Annotated in this window: 21 protein-coding genes; 12 read left to right on the forward strand and 9 right to left on the reverse strand. The window is 66.5% G+C overall.

The window, feature by feature from the left end; genetic code table 11:
• Nucleotides 1-57: 57 nt before the first annotated feature.
• From rbsD to NY1_RS14925, 5 genes are read right to left on the reverse strand one after another with little or no spacing between them, the layout of a single operon-like run.
• On the reverse strand, nucleotides 58-447 hold the full coding sequence (gene rbsD / locus NY1_RS14905; protein WP_067712702.1) for a D-ribose pyranase: 390 nt from the start codon (nucleotides 445-447) through the stop codon (nucleotides 58-60).
• 29 nt (nucleotides 448-476) lie between these two features.
• Nucleotides 477-1418 (reverse strand): ribokinase, encoded by a 942-nt coding sequence (locus tag NY1_RS14910; protein ID WP_067712705.1) that lies wholly within the window; start codon nucleotides 1416-1418, stop codon nucleotides 477-479.
• A complete protein-coding gene (locus tag NY1_RS14915) occupies nucleotides 1415-2182 on the reverse strand; it encodes an ATP-binding cassette domain-containing protein (protein ID WP_067712708.1) in 768 nt (255 codons plus the stop codon). The genes NY1_RS14910 and NY1_RS14915 overlap by 4 nt, the downstream gene beginning before the upstream one ends.
• Before the next feature lie 8 nt (nucleotides 2183-2190).
• On the reverse strand, nucleotides 2191-3168 hold the full coding sequence (locus NY1_RS14920) for an ABC transporter permease (RefSeq protein WP_233434338.1): 978 nt from the start codon (nucleotides 3166-3168) through the stop codon (nucleotides 2191-2193).
• Nucleotides 3165-4187 (reverse strand): sugar ABC transporter substrate-binding protein, encoded by a 1023-nt coding sequence (locus NY1_RS14925; RefSeq protein WP_067712710.1) that lies wholly within the window; start codon nucleotides 4185-4187, stop codon nucleotides 3165-3167. The genes NY1_RS14920 and NY1_RS14925 overlap by 4 nt, the downstream gene beginning before the upstream one ends.
• A gap of 156 nt (nucleotides 4188-4343) precedes the next feature.
• Between NY1_RS14925 and NY1_RS14930 the strand changes: the two genes are divergently transcribed.
• Entirely contained in the window at nucleotides 4344-5348 is a 1005-nt protein-coding gene (locus NY1_RS14930; RefSeq protein WP_067712712.1) for a LacI family DNA-binding transcriptional regulator, read from the forward strand.
• A gap of 18 nt (nucleotides 5349-5366) precedes the next feature.
• On the opposite strand, the gene NY1_RS14935 is transcribed toward NY1_RS14930, so the two are convergent.
• Nucleotides 5367-5888 (reverse strand): hypothetical protein, encoded by a 522-nt coding sequence (locus NY1_RS14935; RefSeq protein ID WP_067712715.1) that lies wholly within the window; start codon nucleotides 5886-5888, stop codon nucleotides 5367-5369.
• Between the two features lie 117 nt (nucleotides 5889-6005).
• On the opposite strand from NY1_RS14935, the gene NY1_RS14940 reads away from it, so the two are divergent.
• The 4 genes from NY1_RS14940 (at nucleotide 6006) to NY1_RS14955 (ending at nucleotide 9308) form a co-directional block, all read left to right on the forward strand.
• Nucleotides 6006-7106 carry a carboxylate-amine ligase gene (locus tag NY1_RS14940; protein ID WP_067712716.1) on the forward strand — a complete coding sequence of 367 codons (1101 nt, stop codon included), beginning with the start codon at nucleotides 6006-6008 and terminating at the stop codon, nucleotides 7104-7106.
• Nucleotides 7107-7265: 159 nt separating this feature from the next.
• Nucleotides 7266-7907, forward strand: coding sequence for a DUF6585 family protein (locus tag NY1_RS14945; RefSeq protein WP_157762247.1), 642 nt, complete (start codon nucleotides 7266-7268; stop codon nucleotides 7905-7907).
• Nucleotides 7908-8242: 335 nt separating this feature from the next.
• Nucleotides 8243-8482, forward strand: a complete 240-nt coding sequence (locus tag NY1_RS14950; protein ID WP_067712719.1) for a hypothetical protein — start codon at nucleotides 8243-8245, stop codon at nucleotides 8480-8482.
• 244 nt (nucleotides 8483-8726) lie between these two features.
• Nucleotides 8727-9308 carry a hypothetical protein gene (locus tag NY1_RS14955; protein WP_067712722.1) on the forward strand — a complete coding sequence of 194 codons (582 nt, stop codon included), beginning with the start codon at nucleotides 8727-8729 and terminating at the stop codon, nucleotides 9306-9308.
• Between the two features lie 24 nt (nucleotides 9309-9332).
• Here the strand turns inward: NY1_RS14955 and NY1_RS14960 are convergent, their stop codons facing one another.
• Nucleotides 9333-9785 carry a MarR family winged helix-turn-helix transcriptional regulator gene (locus NY1_RS14960; RefSeq protein WP_067712725.1) on the reverse strand — a complete coding sequence of 151 codons (453 nt, stop codon included), beginning with the start codon at nucleotides 9783-9785 and terminating at the stop codon, nucleotides 9333-9335.
• A gap of 153 nt (nucleotides 9786-9938) precedes the next feature.
• On the opposite strand from NY1_RS14960, the gene NY1_RS14965 reads away from it, so the two are divergent.
• A complete protein-coding gene (locus NY1_RS14965; protein ID WP_067712728.1) occupies nucleotides 9939-10586 on the forward strand; it encodes a nitroreductase family protein in 648 nt (215 codons plus the stop codon).
• 6 nt (nucleotides 10587-10592) lie between these two features.
• Here the strand turns inward: NY1_RS14965 and NY1_RS14970 are convergent, their stop codons facing one another.
• Entirely contained in the window at nucleotides 10593-11408 is an 816-nt protein-coding gene (locus tag NY1_RS14970; RefSeq protein ID WP_067713535.1) for an immunity 49 family protein, read from the reverse strand.
• A gap of 568 nt (nucleotides 11409-11976) precedes the next feature.
• On the opposite strand from NY1_RS14970, the gene NY1_RS14975 reads away from it, so the two are divergent.
• From NY1_RS14975 to NY1_RS14985, 3 genes are all read left to right on the forward strand, one after another.
• Nucleotides 11977-13206 carry a cytochrome P450 family protein gene (locus NY1_RS14975; RefSeq protein ID WP_067712731.1) on the forward strand — a complete coding sequence of 410 codons (1230 nt, stop codon included), beginning with the start codon at nucleotides 11977-11979 and terminating at the stop codon, nucleotides 13204-13206.
• 135 nt (nucleotides 13207-13341) lie between these two features.
• The gene (locus NY1_RS14980; RefSeq protein WP_067712733.1) at nucleotides 13342-15156 is read left to right on the forward strand and encodes an acyl-CoA dehydrogenase family protein; all 1815 of its coding nucleotides are present in this window, start codon (nucleotides 13342-13344) and stop codon (nucleotides 15154-15156) included.
• A gap of 287 nt (nucleotides 15157-15443) precedes the next feature.
• Nucleotides 15444-16406 (forward strand): helix-turn-helix domain-containing protein, encoded by a 963-nt coding sequence (locus NY1_RS14985; protein ID WP_067712736.1) that lies wholly within the window; start codon nucleotides 15444-15446, stop codon nucleotides 16404-16406.
• A 38-nt stretch (nucleotides 16407-16444) separates the two neighbouring features.
• Here NY1_RS14985 and NY1_RS14990 read toward each other — a convergent pair whose 3' ends face one another.
• A complete protein-coding gene (locus NY1_RS14990) occupies nucleotides 16445-16873 on the reverse strand; it encodes a tautomerase family protein (RefSeq protein ID WP_067712738.1) in 429 nt (142 codons plus the stop codon).
• A 77-nt stretch (nucleotides 16874-16950) separates the two neighbouring features.
• Between NY1_RS14990 and NY1_RS14995 the strand changes: the two genes are divergently transcribed.
• From NY1_RS14995 to NY1_RS15005, 3 genes are all read left to right on the forward strand, one after another.
• Nucleotides 16951-17430 carry a winged helix-turn-helix transcriptional regulator gene (locus tag NY1_RS14995; protein WP_067712741.1) on the forward strand — a complete coding sequence of 160 codons (480 nt, stop codon included), beginning with the start codon at nucleotides 16951-16953 and terminating at the stop codon, nucleotides 17428-17430.
• Nucleotides 17431-17538: 108 nt separating this feature from the next.
• A complete protein-coding gene (locus NY1_RS15000) occupies nucleotides 17539-18054 on the forward strand; it encodes an OsmC family protein (RefSeq protein ID WP_067712745.1) in 516 nt (171 codons plus the stop codon).
• Nucleotides 18055-18085: 31 nt separating this feature from the next.
• The gene (locus NY1_RS15005) at nucleotides 18086-19396 is read left to right on the forward strand and encodes a bifunctional o-acetylhomoserine/o-acetylserine sulfhydrylase (protein ID WP_067712748.1); all 1311 of its coding nucleotides are present in this window, start codon (nucleotides 18086-18088) and stop codon (nucleotides 19394-19396) included.
• Nucleotides 19397-19399 lie beyond the last annotated feature (3 nt).

The raw sequence follows: 19399 nt of genomic DNA on the forward strand, positions 1-19399 counted from the left end.
TAGGCCCCCCGGACCACGCGAAAGACGCTGCACGCTAGAACAATTCGATCCCGGGCCTCACAGCCAGGGCACTCCCGCGCGCAAAAGAACGTTCGCATACGGCAGCGCCTCGCCGGTACGGACCACGAAGCGGCAGTCGGCGATTCGAGCCTTGAAGTCGGAGTGGTCGAGCAACTCCATCGGCAAGCGTTCGCTCAGCAGCGTCGCGGTCGCGGGGTTGTGCTCGGTCACGTCGCGACTGCCCCATGCCGCCTCTACGGTGACCTCGCTCAGAATGGCGTCGAGCACCGGCTCGAATCGCGGTAATCCATAACTGATTCCGAGATCGATGACCGGTACGCCGACGGGTACCGGGAGGCCGGAATCGCTGACCGCGAAAAGGTCGGTGTGCCGCAGGGCGGTGAGCGCGGACAGGAGTCCGGCGTGGATGATTCCGGAGGTACGCAATTGTCGAAATCCTTTGTGAGCAGGGCAGATCAGTGCGGGTCGCGGGCCGGTGGAACGGCGGGGAGCGTGGCGATGATCTGGTCGCGGGAGGGGTAGGCGGCGTGGGTGCCGGGCGACTGCACCGCGAGCGCGGCAGCGGCGGTCGCGAAAGCCACCCCGGAGGGGAGGTCGGCGCCATCGGCGAGCACGGTGGCGAGCGCGCCCACGAAGGCGTCACCGGCGCCGGTGGAATCGGCCGAGTCGATCCGGGGCGCGGGCTGATACCCCGCGGCCACGGCCGCCGAGCCGTCACGACGCGCCCAGACGGCTCCGGCGGCACCGAGCGTGGCCACCACCGCGGGCACACCGTTCAAGCACAGGTTACGGGCCTGAACGCAGGCTTCCTGTGGTGTCGTTATCGGGTGACCGGTCACTGCGGCGAGCTCTGATTCGTTGACTATCAACGGATCACATCGACGCAGCAGGTCGGCGGGCAGGTCGGTGGCGGGCGCGGCATTGAGAATGAACCGGCGCGCGTGCCGTGCCGCCCACCGCACCACCCGTATCGGTACTTCCAGTTGCGCCACGACGACCTCGGCCGCCGCGATCTGCTCGGCAGCCACGGAGCGGTCGAGCTCGGCATCGCTCTCCCACCGGAAGTTCGCGCCGGGATCGACGACGATCTGGTTCTCTCCCGCCGCGACGGTGATGTACGCGGTCCCGGTGCGAGTGCCGGGGACTTCCACGACCGCTTCGAGCCCGACGCTGTACTCACACAGCGATTTCCGCAGCGCGGGGTCGGGATCCTCGCCGATCCTGGCCACGAACTCGACCGACGCGCCGGCCTTCGCCGCGGCCACCGCCTGATTGGACCCTTTTCCGCCCAGATTGGTTCGCGTCGCGGCCGCGAGGATCGTCTCCCCCGGGCCGGGCAGTCGCTCCACTTCGCACACCACGTCGTGATTGACCGACCCAAGCACGACCACACTCACGAGGCCGCCTCCACACCGACGTCGAGATTGCCGGGCGCGGCGCCGGTGATCAGCGCGACCAACCGGTCGCCATCCACCTCGTCGATACGGTGCGCGGCCACCGTCCGGCCACGCCGCAACACCACCACGTTGTCGCAGATGCGCATGACCTGGCCGAGGTCGTGACTGATGATGAGCACGGTGACGCCCCGCTCGCGCAGCCCACGCACCAGCCGCTCCACCGCGGCGGTTTCACGCACACCCAGCGCGGCGGTCGGCTCATCCATGATCACCATGGACTTGCCCCACGCCACCGCCCGCGCGATAGCGATGCTCTGCCGCTGCCCACCGCTCATCCTGCGCACGGTGGTGCGCACCGACGGCACATCCACATCCAGATCGCGCAGGATCTCACCGCTGCGCTCGATCATCGCCCGGCGGCGCACGATGCCGAGTGGATAGACCAGCTCCCGGTTGAGAAACAGGTTCTGCCACACGGTCAGATCATCGATGAGCGCCAGATCCTGATAGACGGTCTCGATGCCCATGCGCCGGGCGTGCTCCGGCGAGCGCAGCTGGACCGGCTCGCCGCGGAAGAGTATCTGCCCGGTATCGGGCGACTGCACGCCGGTGAGGCACCGCACCAGGGTCGACTTGCCTGCGCCGTTGTCGCCGACCAGCGCCGTAACCTCGCCTTCCGGAATGCTCAGGCTCACCCCGGACAGCGCCCGCACCGAATCGAAGGATTTGGTGAGATCCCGGGCCTCCAGCAGTGGAATCGTCATGGCCTGACCTACTTTCGGAATCGGGAGATGCCCGCGGCGAGCAGCAGGACCGCGCCGACCGCGACCGGCTGGTAGTACTGCGAGATGCCCAGAATGGTGAATCCGTTGACGAGCGAGGTGAAAAGCACCGCGCCGCACACGGTTCCGAGCACCGATGCCTTACCGCCCGCCAGTGAGGAGCCGCCGAGCACCACGGCCGCGATGGAGCTGAGCAGATAGGTGGTCTGCAGCGAGGGATCCGCGCCGCCGTTGCGGGCCACCAGCATCACGCCCGCGATCCCGCACAGCAGGCCGGACATGGCGTAGGCGAACAAGCGAATCCGGTTGACCGCGATGCCGGTATCGCGCGCGGCTTCCAGCCGGCCGCCGGTCGCGAGCAGATGGGTGCCGATCCGGGTGCGGAAGATGATGCCCGCCGCGACCAGGGCCGCCAGCAGCGCCAGCAGCCAGAACCAGCGCACCGGCCCGACGCCGTCGAGGGCGAGCCGTTGCAGGAACCGCGAGTTCACCGCCGCGGTATTGCCGTGGGTCAGCAGCAGGGTGATGCCGCTGAGCACGCTCAACATGCCGAGGGTCGCCACGAAATCGGTCATCCCGAAGCGGCCGACAAGCACCCCGTTGATCACGCCGACGGCCAGCCCGCCGAGAATCGCGGCGGCGATCCCGATCGGCAGCGCGTACCCGTGAGTGGTGAGATACCCGAGAAGCGCTGCGGCCCAAGGCAGATTGGCCCCGACCGACAGGTCGATCCCGCCGGCGGTGATGGCGAACTGCTGTCCCAGCGCCAGCACGGTCAGAATGGTCGAAGCGACCAGCAGGTCGCCGATATTGTCCAGCGTCAGGAAGTACGGGGTGGCGATGAAGAACGCCACCCACAGCACCACCAACGCCAGCGGCGCCGCGTATTCCGCGATCCTGGACAGGATCTCCGTGCGACCCGCGCGTTCCCGGGGAGCGGCTGGGACGCCGCCTGCGGTGGCGATCACTTCGTCAGCAGCCCTTCGATCGGATTGTCGAAGGTGACGATCGGGCGCGGGAACGCCGAAATCTGCTGTTCGACATTGTCTTTGCCGATGAAGGCGATCGGTGCGACCACGCGGGCCGGCAGTTCCTTGCCCTGCTGCCGCGCCAGGCAACTCTGGACGGCCAGCTGGCCTTCGGCGTAGGGGTACTGGGTCACCGTGCCGTAGAGGCTGCCGGATTTGACCGCTTCGAGCGCGGCCTGGATGCCATCGACCGAGATGACCTTGATCTGACCGGACTTGCCGGCGTTCTTGATCGCCTGTGCCGCACCGAGTCCCATGGTGTCGTTGGCGGCGAAGATGCCGGTGATGTCGGGATGCGCGCGCAGAATCGCCTCGGTCACCTGCAGGCCCTTGTCCTGCTCGTAGTCGGCGGGCACCTTCTGGACGATCTCGAGCTTGCCCGCCACGGTCTCGGTGAAGCCCTGATCGCGGTTGATGCCGTTCTGTTCACCGGCGATCCCCTGCAGGATCGCGACTTTCCCGCTGCCGCCCAGACCTTCCAGCATCTTCTGGCCCGCGATCCGGCCGGCATCGAGATTGTCCGAACCGATGAAACTGGCATACGAGACGCCCGCCGCCGCGGAGGCTTTCGGATCGATCTGGGTGTCCAGGTTGAGAATCGGAATGTTCTTGCGCGCGACCGCACTCAAGGGCGTGATGACATTCGTGCCGTTGACCGGGACCACGCCGAAGCAGTCGTAACCCTGTGCGGCCATGGTGGAGATCTGGGCGTTCTCGCCGTCGGCGTCGGTCTCGGACTGCCCGGCCTGCACGACGACCTTCACGCCGCGCTTGTCGCCCTCGGCCAGCGCGCCGTCGCGCAGGGCCGCCCAGTAGGGGTTGGTGAAGTTGCGGGTGACGATCGCGATCTTGAAGCCCCCGGCCTCGGAGTCCGCGCCCCGGCCGCAACCGGTGGCCAGGGCGGCGACCGTGGTGATCAGGGCAAAAGGTATGAGCGCTCGGCGAAATCGTGCGTGCATCGGTGAACGACCTCATCTGTTCCGTAGTATCAACTCGTGTTGATCAACACGAGTTGACCAGTAGTGTGTGACGTGGGTCATGCTCTGTCAAGGCCCATTCGGTCCATCGGCGGGATCGATGCTTGGATAAACGTTGCGCGACAAGGAGACAACTCGATGGCAGTCACACGGGCCGACGTGGCCCGGCTGGCGGGCACATCGCCCGCGCTGGTCAGCTACGTGCTCAATGGCGGGCCACGCCAGGTCGCCCCCGCGACGAGGGCGCGCATCGAAGCCGCCATCGCCGAACTCGGCTACCGGCCCAATGTGTCCGCGCGCAGCCTGCGCACCAATCGGGGGCACGCGCTCGGCCTGGTCATACCCGACGGGGCGAATCCGTTCTTCGCCGAACTCGCCGCGGTGATCGAAGCGGCCGCTTTCGCCCGGGGATATCCGCTGTTCGTGGGCAATGCCGCCGGGGACCCCGATCGCGAACAGGCCTACGTGCGCTCGTTCATCGACCGGCGGGTCGAAGGGCTGCTGGCGATTTCTTCGGCCTGGGAGACCGGCATCGCCGATGCCTGTGAGCAGGCGGGCATGACGCTGGTCGCCCTGGACCGCATCATCGACCCGGCACGGTGCGCCCATGTGCTCTGCGATTCGGTCGCCGGTGCGGAGGAAGCCGTGGCGCATCTGATCGGCCACGGTCACCGGCGCATCGCCTGCCTGAGCGGGCCACATGTATCCACCGCCGAAGAACGCGTGCAGGGTTATCGAAACGCTTTGGCCGCGGCCGGATTACCCGAAGGGCCGATAGTCCGCACCGACTTCGGCGGCGCCGCCGGCTACCGGGCGCTCACCGAATTGATCGACACGCCACAGCCACCGACCGCCGTGTTCGTCACCAGCGACCTGCAAGCGATGGGCATGCTGCGCGCCGCCTACGATGCCGGTCTGCGTGTCCCCGACGATCTGGCCGTCATCGCTTTCGACGGCATCGAATACTCCCGATACACCCGGCCCGGACTGACCACGATGGTGCAACCGACTCGCCGGATGGGCGAGCTGGCAGTGAATTTGCTTCTCGCACAGATAGAAGGCGATATGCCCCAGCCGGGCGTCATCCGCCTTCCGGCCGAACTGCGGACCGGGGGTTCCTGCGGCTGCGCCGACGATTTCTGACCGGCGAAGGCGCCCACTTCAGTCGCCGTCGGCGACGATCTCGGCACGGATACGGACCGCGTCGGCGAGATCCGCCCAACGGTTGCGGGTATCGGTCAGGTCTCCGTCGGCTTCGGCGCGGGCCTTGCGTCGCTGCAGCGCCGCCCATCTCGACAACGCGTCGGTCATGACGTAGCGCAAGTCCGGATCCGTCAGATCGAGCACCAGCTCGGCGTTCGGGCTACCGTCCGGCTCATCGGCTACCGCCGACCTCGAACGACGTTGCGGCACAGGCATAGGCGCCATCGCCGCCCGGGGAAACGCCGTATGGTCTACCCGCATCCACTCTTTCACCACATGCAGCGGCTGTTCCCCGAGCCGGAACGCTTCGGCGGCTTTGAGCGCGCACCGCAGGCAACGTGCCCGCCCGGGCGCCGGCTCCGGCTGGGCCGGCCCTCCGGTGCAGCGCAGCCGCCAATCACCGCTGTCGTGGATGTCCACGATCAGGTGGACCACATCCTGATCGTCGACCGCGCTACCCTCGACGATCCAGCTGCTCATCCGGAAAGCCTAGCCAGCAAACCCAGCCATTTCGTTCTTCCCCGACACCCGTGTCGTCGTCCGCCACATCTTGTGACCAGATGTTTGCCACGGTCCGCTCCGGGCATTTCGGCCGGTATGGATGCGCACGCTGTCACGGTGGGTGTCGAAGAGGAGTTCCTGCTCACCGACCCGGGTACCGGAATGCCCGTGGCCAAGAACACCGCGGTAGCTCGAACGGCCGCGGACGCCGGTGTGGAGCTACAGCTGGAATTGACCCGATGCCAGGTCGAAACAAGCACCAGCGTCCACACGGAAATCGAGAAGCTACTCGATGAGTTGGGATCGTTACGCCGCGACGTCGCCGAATGCGCCCGGCAAAACGACGCCCAACTGCTCGCCGTGGCGATACCGCCCACGGTGCCACAGGATTTCCCGGTCACCGACACGCCTCGATACCGCCGCATCAGCGACACCTTCGGCATGCTGGCCCACGAACAGGGCCTGTGCGGATGTCACGTCCACGTCGGCATGCCGGACCGCGAAACCGCCCTCCAGGTCAGCAACTACGTGCGCGCCTGGCTACCGACCTACCTGGCCCTCACCGCCAACTCACCGATCTACCGCGGCACCGAAACCGGATACGCCAGCTGGCGCAGCGTTCTGTGGCGGCGCTGGCCGAGCGCCGGACCACCCCCGTACTTCGAATCCGAGGCCGACTACGACGCAATGGTCGAGATGATGGTCGCCAGCGGCTGCATCCTGGACCGCAAGATGGTCTATTGGGATATCCGCCCCTCCGAATCATTCCCGACCCTGGAGATCCGCGTCAGCGACATACCCGCCACCGTTGCCGAGACGGCCCTGCTCGCAACCCTGATCCGAGCCACCGCCATCACAGCCCTCGAATCCCTCGCACACAACCGCCCCGCACCCACAATCCCCGACGAGGTACTCCGCGCCGCCTACTGGAACGCCGCCCGCTTCGGCCTGGACGGCAACGCCCTCGACCCCATCGAACGACGCGTAGTCGCAGCACCGGAAATGCTCACCCGCCTCGTCACCCACCTCCACCCGGCCCTGGACGAACTCGGCGCAACCGAACTGGTCACCGACTCCCTCGCCCAAGTACTCCGCGACGGCAACGGTGCCCAGCGACAGCTCACCGCACTGCACACAAACGGCCGGATCGCTGACGTCGTCACACTGCTACGCGACGCGACCGTACAAGGCTGTTAGATCGACTCATCACTCGAGCATCCAGCCGGGAACCGCCGACGTCGTGCAGTCCTGTCGCCACGCCACGGCGCGTGTGCGATCGTGTTCGCGGGGGCTCACGGCTGGACGCCGAAGCAGATACGAACCCGGCCAATCGATTACAAGGGGTGCGACGCCGCTGTGGCAGAAACACGATCGGACAAAGGCAGCTTGATCTTCGGTGGCATCGTCGCCCTGTTGCTGGGCGCGGGGCTGTTCTTCGTCTGCTACAGCGTCCTCGACGAAACGGGGCAATGCGGTCGAGAGACCATGCGCGCCAGCGACACCTGCGAGCACCGCTCCAACCCCAACGGGGGCGGCCGCGTCTACAGCGCCGCGGAGGAAGACGCCGACAAACGCAGCACCGCCTGGTGGACCGGCGGACTCGGCACCCTGTTCGTCGTGCTCGGCGGTGCGGGCATCGTGGGCGGGCTGCGCTCCACCGACGACGCCGCCGGCACGGAATCCTCCACGCGCTCAGCCACTTCGAATCCACGACCCGATCCGAACGCACCGCGCTACACCGACCTCGGCGAAGCACTCGCCGCCTTGGCATCCGGTGAGGTGCTGACCTTCGGCCATCTGCGCCTCGATGCCCGGCAACTGCACACCACCAAGAACACCCTCGCCTGGTCCGACATCACGGAGGTGAAACTCGAACCGCACTTCATCGCCTTCTTCCGCCGCGGCAAGTGGACGCCGATCGTGACCAAAGCTTCCGACGTCCCTCACCTGCCGCTGGTCGCCTCCCTGGTCGAACACCTGCGCAAACAATCCACGTAATCGCCTCGCCGCAGGGCTACCCGCAGCATCCCGGCACCGCGCCCACCGGCCCCTACGGCGCGCCACAGAACAACCCCGTCTACCCGCCGGCACCGTAACGCCTCTTGCCCGGAGACGGTTTTCGCGAGCTGCCCGTATCGGTTGCTACTGTGATCATGAAATAGGGGGCTGACGGTGCGGCGCATCCGCGCCCCGTCCGTATCGGGAGGGGAATCGTCGTGACGTATCCGCACCAGCAGCCACCGCCGGGGCCCTATGGTCATCCATCGGAAACTGTTATGCGGCAAGATATTCCCAGCGGATTCCCTCCGCCAGCGGTCCGTCGCCCGCGTCGGATGGTGCTGTTTCTCGCTTTCGCCGCGGTGGCCGTGCTCGGTGCTGCGGCCGGAATCGGCGGAACCCTCTTGCTCACCTCGAGCGGTGACGACTCCGCGCCGACCGCGCTCAATCCCGATCCGTTCACAGCCCAACCCGGTGAGTGCCTGCACGCCGAAGGAGGCAACAACGGGGAATTCAGCAAGAGCGCCAAAAGGGTTGCCTGCTCGGACTCCGCGGCCAACTACGTCGTGGTCTAGCAACTCGTCTCCGTTGACGGACTCCGCGGCGCCGACTGCAACACGGTTCCTGGCGCCACCTACGGCGACCCGGTCGTCTACGACATCGACTCCCAACTCGCCGGCTACCGCCAGATCTGCGTCAAACCCAAAACCCGCAGCAATTGACCACCTCGCCAACCTCGCGCGGGCAGGACTCGGCTATGCAGAATCGCTTCCGTGCACCGAAAGCGCGGACCAGCACGGAGGATTCGGCTCGAACACTATGATCCAAGCCTGCCCCGACGACCAGATCCGCGGCTACGGCGGCGGGCCCTACAGCTGGCACCCCGAACTGCTGGAGGAGCACCTGTTCTGGATCTCCTACCTGGGCTCGTTCTTTCACGACATCGGCGTACAGGAGCTGCTGATCGGCCCCGACTGGGACGACGCCGAAGCTTTCGACAAGGCGATCTACGCCTCCGAGGACTGGCCGGTCTTCACCGTGACGCTGCCCTCCGGCCCGCGAATCGACATCGTCTACCGCACAATCCCTGACGACATCGCCATCGATCTCGTATTCCACGACCCGGCAGCGACTCGTCCCAGAACCGTGGCCAGTACCCAAGACGGTGCAGGGCAGGTCCTTTCATGGGACCAGGCGGCAGCCGCCGACGCGGCGAACACCGGACCATGCCAGGCCCGCCAGCTGCTCCTACTGCTCCCCCTCATCGACCTCGAGGAACTCCCCCGGAATGCGATCGATGTCCTCGCCGACTCGCTGACGCAGTGCACCGCGGTCGAGCAGCCTCACCGGATCGCTGAACTACTCATCGCCCGCCGAGACGGCACCCAGATGATGCAATAGGCCATGCCTGACGTTTGATCATCATCAGCGCGATTCGGGCGACAGCAGTTTGCCCAGGAGCGTGGTGAGTTGTGCCCGCTCGTCGGTGGTGAGTGCGGCGAAGGTTTCGTCCAGGAAGGACGGGACTGCGGCTTCGGCTGTGCGTAGGCGGCGCTTGCCGGCTGCGGTGACGGTCACCGCGTATGAGCGGCGGTCGCGTGGATTCCTTTCGCGCTGTACGTAGCCCGAGCGCTCCAGGTCGTCGCAGAGGTTGACCATTACGCTGCGATCGATTCGCAGTTCGGCGCTCAGGGTTTGTTGTGAGCATGCGCCTACCTCGGTGAGCATTTTCAGGACAAGGTGCTGGCCTACGCCCAATTGCGTTGCGGCGGCGTGTGTTTCCGCGGCGCGCGCTACCAGGGTGGATGCTCGGCAGAGGGCGATATCGGGTCGTTCGGCGGCGAGTGCGGGGAAATAGTTGGGTTCGGCGGGCGGCATGGTCCTCCTCGTTCTTGCCGGCCACTCTATCAAATCGTCTGTGCCCAGATTGTTTGACAGCAGATGATATTGCGATCTACGGTCAGATCGTCTGCGCACAGATGATTTTCGGGCAGACAATCACGGGAAAACCGCTGGGCTTCAGGAGCTGCCATGACCCTCGACCTCACTCCGGACGAGTTGCTGTCCACCACGCGCGCCGTCCGCCGCCGCCTCGACTTCAGCCGACCGGTGCCGCTCGGGCTCATCGAGGAATGTGTCGACCTCGCGACGCAGGCTCCTACCGGGCGTAATCGGCAGCGCTGGCACTTCCTGGCTGTCACCGAGGCCGCGCAGCGCCGCGAGGTCGCCGATATCTTCCGCCGCGCGCTCACGATCGGCGAATCCGCGCCGCTCACCGCAAACGACTTGCGCCGCATGCATTTTGATTCCGGGAGCACCGCTCGCGTCTTCGACGGCCTGCGCTATCTGGCCGACAACATCCACCGGGTGCCGGCGTTCGTCATTCCGGCGGTGGAAGGCCGCACCGATCGCTCCTCCGTCGAAATCCAGTCCGGCACCTGGGGTTCCATCCTCCCGGCCGTCTGGAGCTTCATGCTCGCCGCCCGCGCACGCGGCCTGGGCACGGTATGGACCACCGCCCAGGCGCCCCTGGAACGCGAACTGTCCGCGGTCCTCGGCGTCCCCTACGACGACATCATGCTGGCCGCGTTCCTGCCGCTCGCCTTCACGATCGGCACCGATTTCAAACCGGCGGTCCGCGTTCCGCGCGAGCAGGTGCTGCATTGGCAGCACTGGTGACGATGGTCAGAGGCGGTTCAGGATCCGCTGCGGCAAGTACTCGGACTTCACTTCGATCGCGAGCCCCGCGTCACACGCCAGGCAAGCCATGGCGAGCGGACCGGCAGCAACCATTCCGATACGAGAGTGTCGACGCCCGTGCTCGTCCGAATTCCAGTACCGGTCATGCGATTCCAGCGCTTGCACCAGCCCGGCGTTGAACTCGCCGAGGTCCTCGGCGAGGAACCGGTAGAACAGGTTGATCGGCGGGTAGAGGATCTCGAGCATCAGCTCCGGCGACCCGATCCCCGCCTTCTCCGGGTCGGCCCCTTCCAATGCCGACCGTAACGCCTCGACGAGCCCGGCCTCTTCCCGCCAATACTGCTGCAACGCATCCACCCAGTGGTAGATGTAGCCGTCGAACTCCGCTCCGGTAGCACGCAACAACTCGATCGGAACCTGCGACAGCATCGCCAACCGCTCCTGATCGCGGCATATCACCGCGAAATAGAACGCCGTCGCCCAGTTACCCGCATCCGCGTAACCAGCTGTCGCCCCGGCCGCAATCGAAAAGCTGCGCTCCCCGATCCGCGCCCGAACCACCCCTTCGGCAGCGACTGCCACCTCGAAGATCGCCGAGGACGCGTCCATCACCAGTTCGAACGCTTCCCAGGTCTCAGCCATGCACGCACCCGGATCCACCGCCGACCGCAGCCCCGCCAGCCACAACGCCGCCTCCAGCACGCTGCTCATCCGCCGCGGATGGGCCTCGACTCGATCGAGATGCTCCTCGATCTCCGCTCGCATGCCGGCGAACTCACCCTCGGCGTCGGCGATCTCCATCCGATGCCTGCGCACCCCCCTGCTACCCACCCGGCGACACCTCTCCGTCGTGCTCGAATCGCCTTGGATGGTAATCGGTTGCCCCGCTGGCGAAGAGTTGCCTGAGCTGAACGGATAGCTACCGGCCCGGCATGCCGTTGGCAACCCTGGGGTGGCCTGCACGTGAACCCGTCGAGTCCCCAAGGTTGACGAGCTTGGTTAATCTGCGGGGCGCAGGGTTGCCACGTATCATTATGCCGTTATCGAGACACGTTACGGCAATGGAGATTTGGTGATTCTTGAAGTAGCCGCCGTGGTCCCGGTGCCCCTAACCAGCGATTTCTGAGGCTCCGGTTCTGGAGGTACCGGGAGCTGGATCAGGTTGCAGGGCAAATGCATACGCTGGGCCGTGGCACATCGGCGGCAATGACACAGCACCGACCGTAGGTCGAGCGCCCGCACGCCATCAGCCCAATCATGCTGCCCTCGAGTCCCGGCGGCCTGTTCACCCTCGCTTCCGCTGCCAGCATCCTAAGGAGATGACATACAGGTGAGTTCACCTCAGGCCCCGGCCGGCCGGACCGACGAGATGCCGGTACCGGTCGAACATCTCGGACCGCGAATCCCGCTGTACGCACCGGAGTTCGCGGCCGACCCCCATACCGCCTACCGGCGTATGCGTCGGGACTACGGGTCTCTGGTGCCGATCGAGTTGGCGCCCGGGGTGCCCGCGACACTGGTCATCAAGTACCGCACGGCGGTCCGCATCCTGAACGATCCCGATCACTTCCCCGCCGATCCGCGCGGCTGGCAAGCGACCGTCCCGCCGGATCTCGACTTCCTGCCGATGGTGGAGTGGCGTCCCAACGCGCTGCGGTCGGACGGAGGCGCGCACAAGCGGTACCGGACCGCGACAACCGACGCGCTCGCCGGTCTGGACCCGCACCGGCTGCGATCGGAAGTCGAACAGGTCGCCATCCCGTTGATCAACACCTTCTGCGGCGACGGGCACGCCGAGCTGATCAGCCAATACATACTGCCGCTGGTGTTTTCGATGATCAACCGGCTGCTCGGTTGCCCCGCGCACATCGGGGAACGGGTGGCGCGAGCCAGCGCGGCGATGTTCGAGGGCGTCGACACCGCCACGGTCAACGCCATGCTCAACGGCGCGCTGCTCGAACTCACCCACCTCAAACGCCAGAGCCCCGCGGAAGACGTCACCACGCGACTGGTCATGCATCCGGCGGAGCTCACCGACGACGAGATGATCCACCAGCTGGTGACCCACTACTCGGCCGGTGTGGAGATCCCGCAGAATCTCATCGCCAACACCTTGCTGCTCATGCTGACCGACTCCCGCTTCGCACCCAACGAAGCCGGATTCGCCCCGCCTACCGCCGACGCGATCGATGAAATCCTCGCCACCGATCCACCGTTGGCGAACTATTGCCTGTCCTACCCCCGGCACCCGATCCTCGTCGACAACGTATGGCTGCCGGCCACTCAGCCGGTGATCATCAGCATGGCGGCGTGCAGCAACGACCCGGAGATGAACAACGGCGAATACGCCCGCAACGGCTGGAATCTGGCCTGGAGCGCCGGCCCGCACGCCTGCCCGGGGCAAGCCCGGATCGCCTCGGTCATGATCGTGCAGGAAGCCATCGACCAGCTCTTCGACGCCCTGCCCGAATTGCGGCTGGCAATGCCCGCCGAACAGCTGACCTGGCGACCGGGACCGTTCCATCGCGCGCTGGCCGCCTTCCCGATCAATTTCCCGCCTTCTCCCCCGCTCACGATCCCGACAGGAGGGTTGCACTGAAACTCGCGCTCGCCCGGTACGGCCATCCGGACGAGACGCTTTGTGTAGGAACACGATCCACCAGGCCATCGGGCGCGCAACCACAAGCTGCGCCGCCGGAACGACGTGGACCGTCGGCACGGAAGTGGTTACCCCATGACAATCGAAGACCTGTCCCCGAAGACCTCTCCCATCCGCCCGCGACCGGTTGTCACCGAGGTCGCGACCGCGGACGCACTGCGGGAGTTGATCTTCGGAGCACACACCGAACTGCAGTTGCGAGTCCGCGATATCGTCGTCGCCCTGGCCGATCTGCCCCGCTCGGGATTCACTTACGCCGAACAGACCGAATCAGCGCCCGAACTGCTGCGGGCGGTGATCGCCGAACTCGGGCTACCGGCACGTGAGATCGCCGGCGACACACAATTGCGTGGCGCGCTGTGCGATTGGGCGCAGATCGCAGCGCCACGACTGCTGCTCATCTTGACCGGACACTTCGACCTCGCCATCGGCGCAATCCTCGCCTTGGGCAACGGCTCGGACTACCAGCGGCAATGCCTCGACGAACTCGACACCGCCGCCGCGTTGGGCGTGCTCATGCTGACCGAACTCGGTGGCACCAACGGCGCCGACCAGCAGACCACCGCGACCTTCGATCCGGAAACGGGTGGATTCCGACTCACCACGCCGTGCGCGGCCGCCGTGAAATTCATGCCCAACGTCGCCGACCCGCATGTCCCCAAGACGGCGGTGGTGACCGCGCGCCTGCTCATCGACGGCCGCGACGAAGGCGTCCTGCCCTTCCTGCTCCGGCTGCGCACCGCGGCCGGCGTCACCGACGGTGTCGACATCGTCCGGCTGCCCGACAAATCCTCCGCACCGATGGACCATGCCATGGTGCGATTCGACAACGTCGCGCTCCCCCGCGACGCGCTTCTCGGCGGCGACTGGGCCAGGTTCGACGCCGACGGCACCTTCCGCTGTGCGCTGCCGGCCCGGCACCGATTCCATGCCGCCGTCGCCGTACTGGGCAACGGCCGGCTCGACCTGGCCAATGCGGCGATCGCCAGCGCCCGCGCCGCCCTGGCAGGACTGGTCAACTACGCCTATCAACGCCGTCCCGGCTCCGGCACCTTGATGGCCGACCGCGACGCCGTACAGAGCCAAGCGGTCTCGGCGCTCGCCGAGGTGTACGCGGCCAGCGTGCTCGGGCGCCGCATCCGCGAACTGCGCACCGGCACAGCTCCTTCCGACCCCGTGTCCGGGCTGTGGTCGATGTTGGCCAAACCCCTGCTCTCCGATACCGCCGAGCGGGTCCTGACCGTGTGCCGCCGCCGCACCGCCGCCCAGGGGGCGCTGCGGGTCAACCACTTGCTCGACTGGATCGGGAACCTCGAGGCCATCATCACCGCCGAAGGCGAGAACCAGATCCTGCAGGTCACCGCCGGCAAGCGGGGCCACGATCTGACCGCGCTGGCCTTTCCCGGCACACCGGAACGGCTGCCCTGGTACATCGAACTGCTGGCCGTGCGAGAACGCGCGATCGCCGATGACGTGCACAACGGCACCTTCCGCGCGTCGGGTGTGGCGGCAGGACCGGACTCCGCGGCCATCGCTTTGGCCACCGCCACCGCCGAACGGCTCGCCGCCACCGCACTTTTCGCAGAAGCCAACCAGTCAACCGATCCGACAGCGATGAAACTGGCTACCGCCGCGGCGGCCGCCTACGCCTTGGCCATCGTTCAGAGGCACGCGGCCTGGTACATCGCCCACCACCATCTCGCCGGCACGCGGCTGACGCTGGTCGTCGCCGAGCTGCACCGCCATCAGGCGACCCTGATCGCTCACCTGCCCACCATGGTTGCCGCGTTCGCTACCCCGGTGCTGCCCGGGCCGATCTTCTCCCCCGACTACATCCGAGCCTGGCAAGATCATGCCGACTGGCAGGATGGCACCTTCCCGCGCTCCTGAGCTCGGTCCACCGCATCCCGCGGCCCGGCCGATGCCGGACCGCGGGATCTCTCATGCGAATCCGACGTGTCGGACTGTCGAACACCTGGTCCACGTAGTCGCCCACGGTGGCGATCGTGGACTCCCCTCCGGTGCCGGCTGTGGAGACTCGCGAAAGTCTGTCCCGCACAGTAGGTCTCGGCGGTGCCCCGGCTCGACCACTTTCCTGCCCGTTCGGAGTCGTTTCCTGCCCGTGTAACGTCATGGCCCGGTTCGTGCTTGGAAGGCGATCGTGAACGGGGCTCCATATGACCGCTGCGGAGTATCAGACGCAGGGTTTCCAATCCGACGAGAAGGATCCGGCCGGGTCCTGGGACGAATACCTCAAGGACAAGCAGGGAACGGTGGGCCTGACGTTCCACGACGGTTTCCGCTCATCGGCATTCGCCCAGCGGCTCGGCCCATCACGGCAGGTCGTCACCTTCTCCACCACACCGCTGGACTACCGGCGCACCAGACGCCATATCCGAACCGACGACGATGACCAGAGCTATCGGATCCTCATCCCGCTGAAGGGGCATTTCAGGTTCGAGCAAGGCGATTCCAGAGAGTTCTTCCATCCCGGCAAAGTCGGCTTGTTCCGTTGGCACCAGCCGTTGTTCATGACGCACGAGGGCGAAATCACGGCACTCATCATGACCATCGACAAGGACTCGGTGGATGTGAAGCACGCCGAACAAGCCCCGCTCGCGCTGGATGAAACCCGCCCGTTGGTGCGCATGCTCGACGCCCAGGTTCGATTGCTCGGAGGGGCCCCCGGCTGGACGGCGGTGGACTGGAGCGTCGCCTACGGCAGCGCGATCGAGGTACTCAACGGAGTCGTCAATCCGTATCCGGCGGCCCCGCTCGGCAAGCGTGCCGTCGAGGCCTACCGCGCACGCACTCTCATCGAAGAGCACGCGAGGAACCCCGACGTGACCCCCGAAGCCATCGCCAAAATGCTGGGCATCGGCGAGCGCACCCTTTACAAAGTGCTGCAACGGGCCGGGTACCCGCCGGCAGCCGCGATATTGCGTGAGGTCCGCGTCAACCGGGCACATCAACGCCTCCGCAGCGCATTGCCCGTCGACATGGACAGACTTGCCTTCGACGAAGGATTTCCCAGCACGCGCAGCTTCCGGCAGGCCTATCGAGCACGCTACGGTCACACGCCGGCCGAGATGCGGGAAAAGCTGTTCGGCGACGACGCCGCCAGCCCTGGCCAGCCATAAGCCGGAACCAAGGCGACCGTCCTGGGCGCGCAGAGCAGTCAGTCCGCCCCGGGGGTGGCCGGGGAGATTCCGTGGCGTGCAAGCAGTTCCGTGTCCAGTAGCTGGGCGTGGCCGTTGCCGATCGACCAGTCGGCGCGGTCGTTCTCGGTCAGGGTGATCACGATGTCCTCGGGGCGGACGCCGATGGCGGACAGTTCGGTGGCGATCGTTCGGTAGAGGCGCTGTTTGAGCTCGGGCGGGCGGCCGCGCACCAGGGTGATCTGGAGGAATATGACGTCGCGGCGTTCGATGCCGAGGTAGTCGGGGTCGAAGATGAGGTCGGCGGGGCGGCGCGGTTCGATCACCTGGAAGCGGTCGCCGGGTGGGATGCCGATGGTGGTGACCAGGGCGTTGTGGACGGCGTCGGCGATGGCGCGTTGGTGTGCGGGGTCGAGGTTGTCGCGCAGGGAGATTCGAACCAGTGGCATTGCTCGTCCTGACTTTCGATTGTGAAGTCAGATGAGCGTACCTGACTTTCACATTGGAAGTCAGGTACGGTGTGGGGATGGACTGGAGCGAACAGGATCCCTCCAATTGCAGTGTCGGGCGGACGGCCGAAATCGTCGGTCGCCCTTGGGTTCTCGTCGTGCTGCGCGAGGTGTTTCGCGGTCTGCGCCGGTTCGATCAGATGCAACGGCACCTCGACGTCTCCGCAGCGGTGCTGTCGCGGCGGCTCGACTCCCTGGTAGCGGCCGGATTACTTGTGCGGCAGCCCTATCAGGCACCCGGTCAGCGAGAACGCCACGAATATCACCTCACCGCGGCCGGACGTGAGCTGTTCCCGATCCTGGCCGCTCTGCACGAGTGGGGCGACGCTCATCTCGCGGACGAGGCCGGGCCCGCCACGACCTACCACCATCGTGATTGCGGCGGAACCGTGCGATTGACGTTGACCTGCACCGAAGGCCACACCCTCGCGACCACGGGTGAGGATGTGACGGTCACGCCGGGACCGGGTGCGAAACCGCTGACCGCTACCGCCTGAGCAGCGTCGACGGCCGCCCGCGCAGATTGCGCTGAGCGGTTGCTCCTTTGAGCTCGAGGCGACTGTAAACCTCGCCGCCCCAGCGCGGACGACCTACCGTCACGGGGCATGACCACCGAGCTGAACACGTCGTTGAATGCGATCGTCGACGCCACCGCGCATGCCGTCGCCGAGGATCCCGGCAAGGCCCAGGTGGTATTCCGGGCCTCGGGAACACCCGAGGGCACCGTGGGCAGCGCGATCGCACTGGGCAAGTACACGGTTCGGGTCGACGAACCGCCCGCACTCGGCGGCGAGGGCACCGCACCGAACCCGGTCGAGGTGTATCTCGCCTCGTTGATCGCCTGCCAGGTGGTCACCTATCGCTTCTGGGCGCAACGGCTGGGAATCACGGTCGAGGATCTGGCCATCGACGCCGAGGGCGATCTGGATGTGCGCGGGTTCTTCGGCCTCGACGACAACGTCCGCGCCGGATTCCAGGCGGTACGGGTCAATGTCCGCATCAGCGGGCCCGAGACCGCTGAACGCTATGCCGAATTGCAGCGTGCGGTGGACGCGCACTGCCCGGTCCTGGATCTCAGCACCGGCCATACGCCGGTCCACACCACCCTCGTCACCCAGTAGTCCCACTCCCCCGACCATCCGGAGGCCCCCGATGACCGAAGCAGCCCTGCCCGAAGACCCCACCGCCACTTGGAGTTTCGAGACCAAGCAGATCCATGTCGGGCAGAGCCCCGACGGCGCCACCAACGCTCGCGCACTGCCGATCTACCAGACCACCTCCTACGCCTTCCGCGACACCGCCCATGCCGCGGCGCTTTTCGGTCTGGCCGAGCCGGGCAATATCTACACCCGCATCATGAACCCCACCCAGGACGCGGTCGAGCAGCGCATCGCCGCCCTGGAAAACGGTGTAGCGGCGCTGCTGCTGGCCTCGGGGCAGGCCGCGGAGACCTTCGCGATTCTCAATATCGCCGGAGCGGGCGACCACATCGTGTCCAGCCCGCGCCTGTACGGCGGCACCTACAACCTGTTCCGGTACACCCTGCCCCGACTGGGTATCGAGGTGAGCTTCGTCGACGACCCGGACGACCTCGAGCAGTGGCGCGCCGCCATCCGCCCGAATACCAAGGCGTTCTACGGAGAAACCGTGTCCAACCCCCAGAACCACATCCTCGACATCCCCGGAATCGCCGAGGTCGCGCACGGGTCCGGGATTCCGCTCATCGTCGACAACACCGTCGCGACACCGTATTTGATCCAGCCGCTGGCCCACGGCGCCGACATCGTCGTGCATTCGGCGACCAAATACCTGGGCGGCCACGGCGCGGCCATCGCGGGCGTGATCGTCGACGGCGGCACCTTCGATTGGCGCGGTGGACGATTCCCCGGCTTCACCGAACCCGACCCGAGCTACCACGGCGTCGTCTACGCCGACCTCGGCGCGCCCGCCTACGCGCTCAAGGCCCGCGTGCAACTGCTGCGCGATCTCGGCGCGGCCATCTCCCCATTCAACGCCTTCCTCATCAGCCAGGGCCTGGAAACCTTGAGCCTGCGCATCGAACGCCATGTGCAGAACGCGCAGGCGGTGGCCGAATTCCTGATCGGACGGCCGGAAGTCACCACGGTCTTCTACGCGGGGCTGCCCACCTCGCCGTGGCACGAACGCGGAAAGCAGCTGGCGCCCAAGGGCGTCGGCGCGATCGTCGGATTCGAACTGGCGGGCGGCGTGGACGCGGGCAAGCGTTTCGTCGATGCCCTGACCCTGCACAGCCACGTCGCCAATATCGGCGACGTACGCTCGCTGGTCATCCACCCCGCCTCCACCACCCACTCCCAGCTCACCCCCGAGCAGCAACTCGCCGCCGGCGTCACCCCCGGTCTGGTTCGTCTCGCGGTCGGCATCGAAGGGATCGAGGACATTCTCGCGGACCTGCGCAACGGCTTCGCGGCGGTGGCTTCCTGAGTC

The sequence above is a fragment of the Nocardia yamanashiensis NBRC 100130 genome, from assembly GCF_001613325.1.
GTDB classification, from domain to species: domain Bacteria; phylum Actinomycetota; class Actinomycetes; order Mycobacteriales; family Mycobacteriaceae; genus Nocardia; species Nocardia yamanashiensis.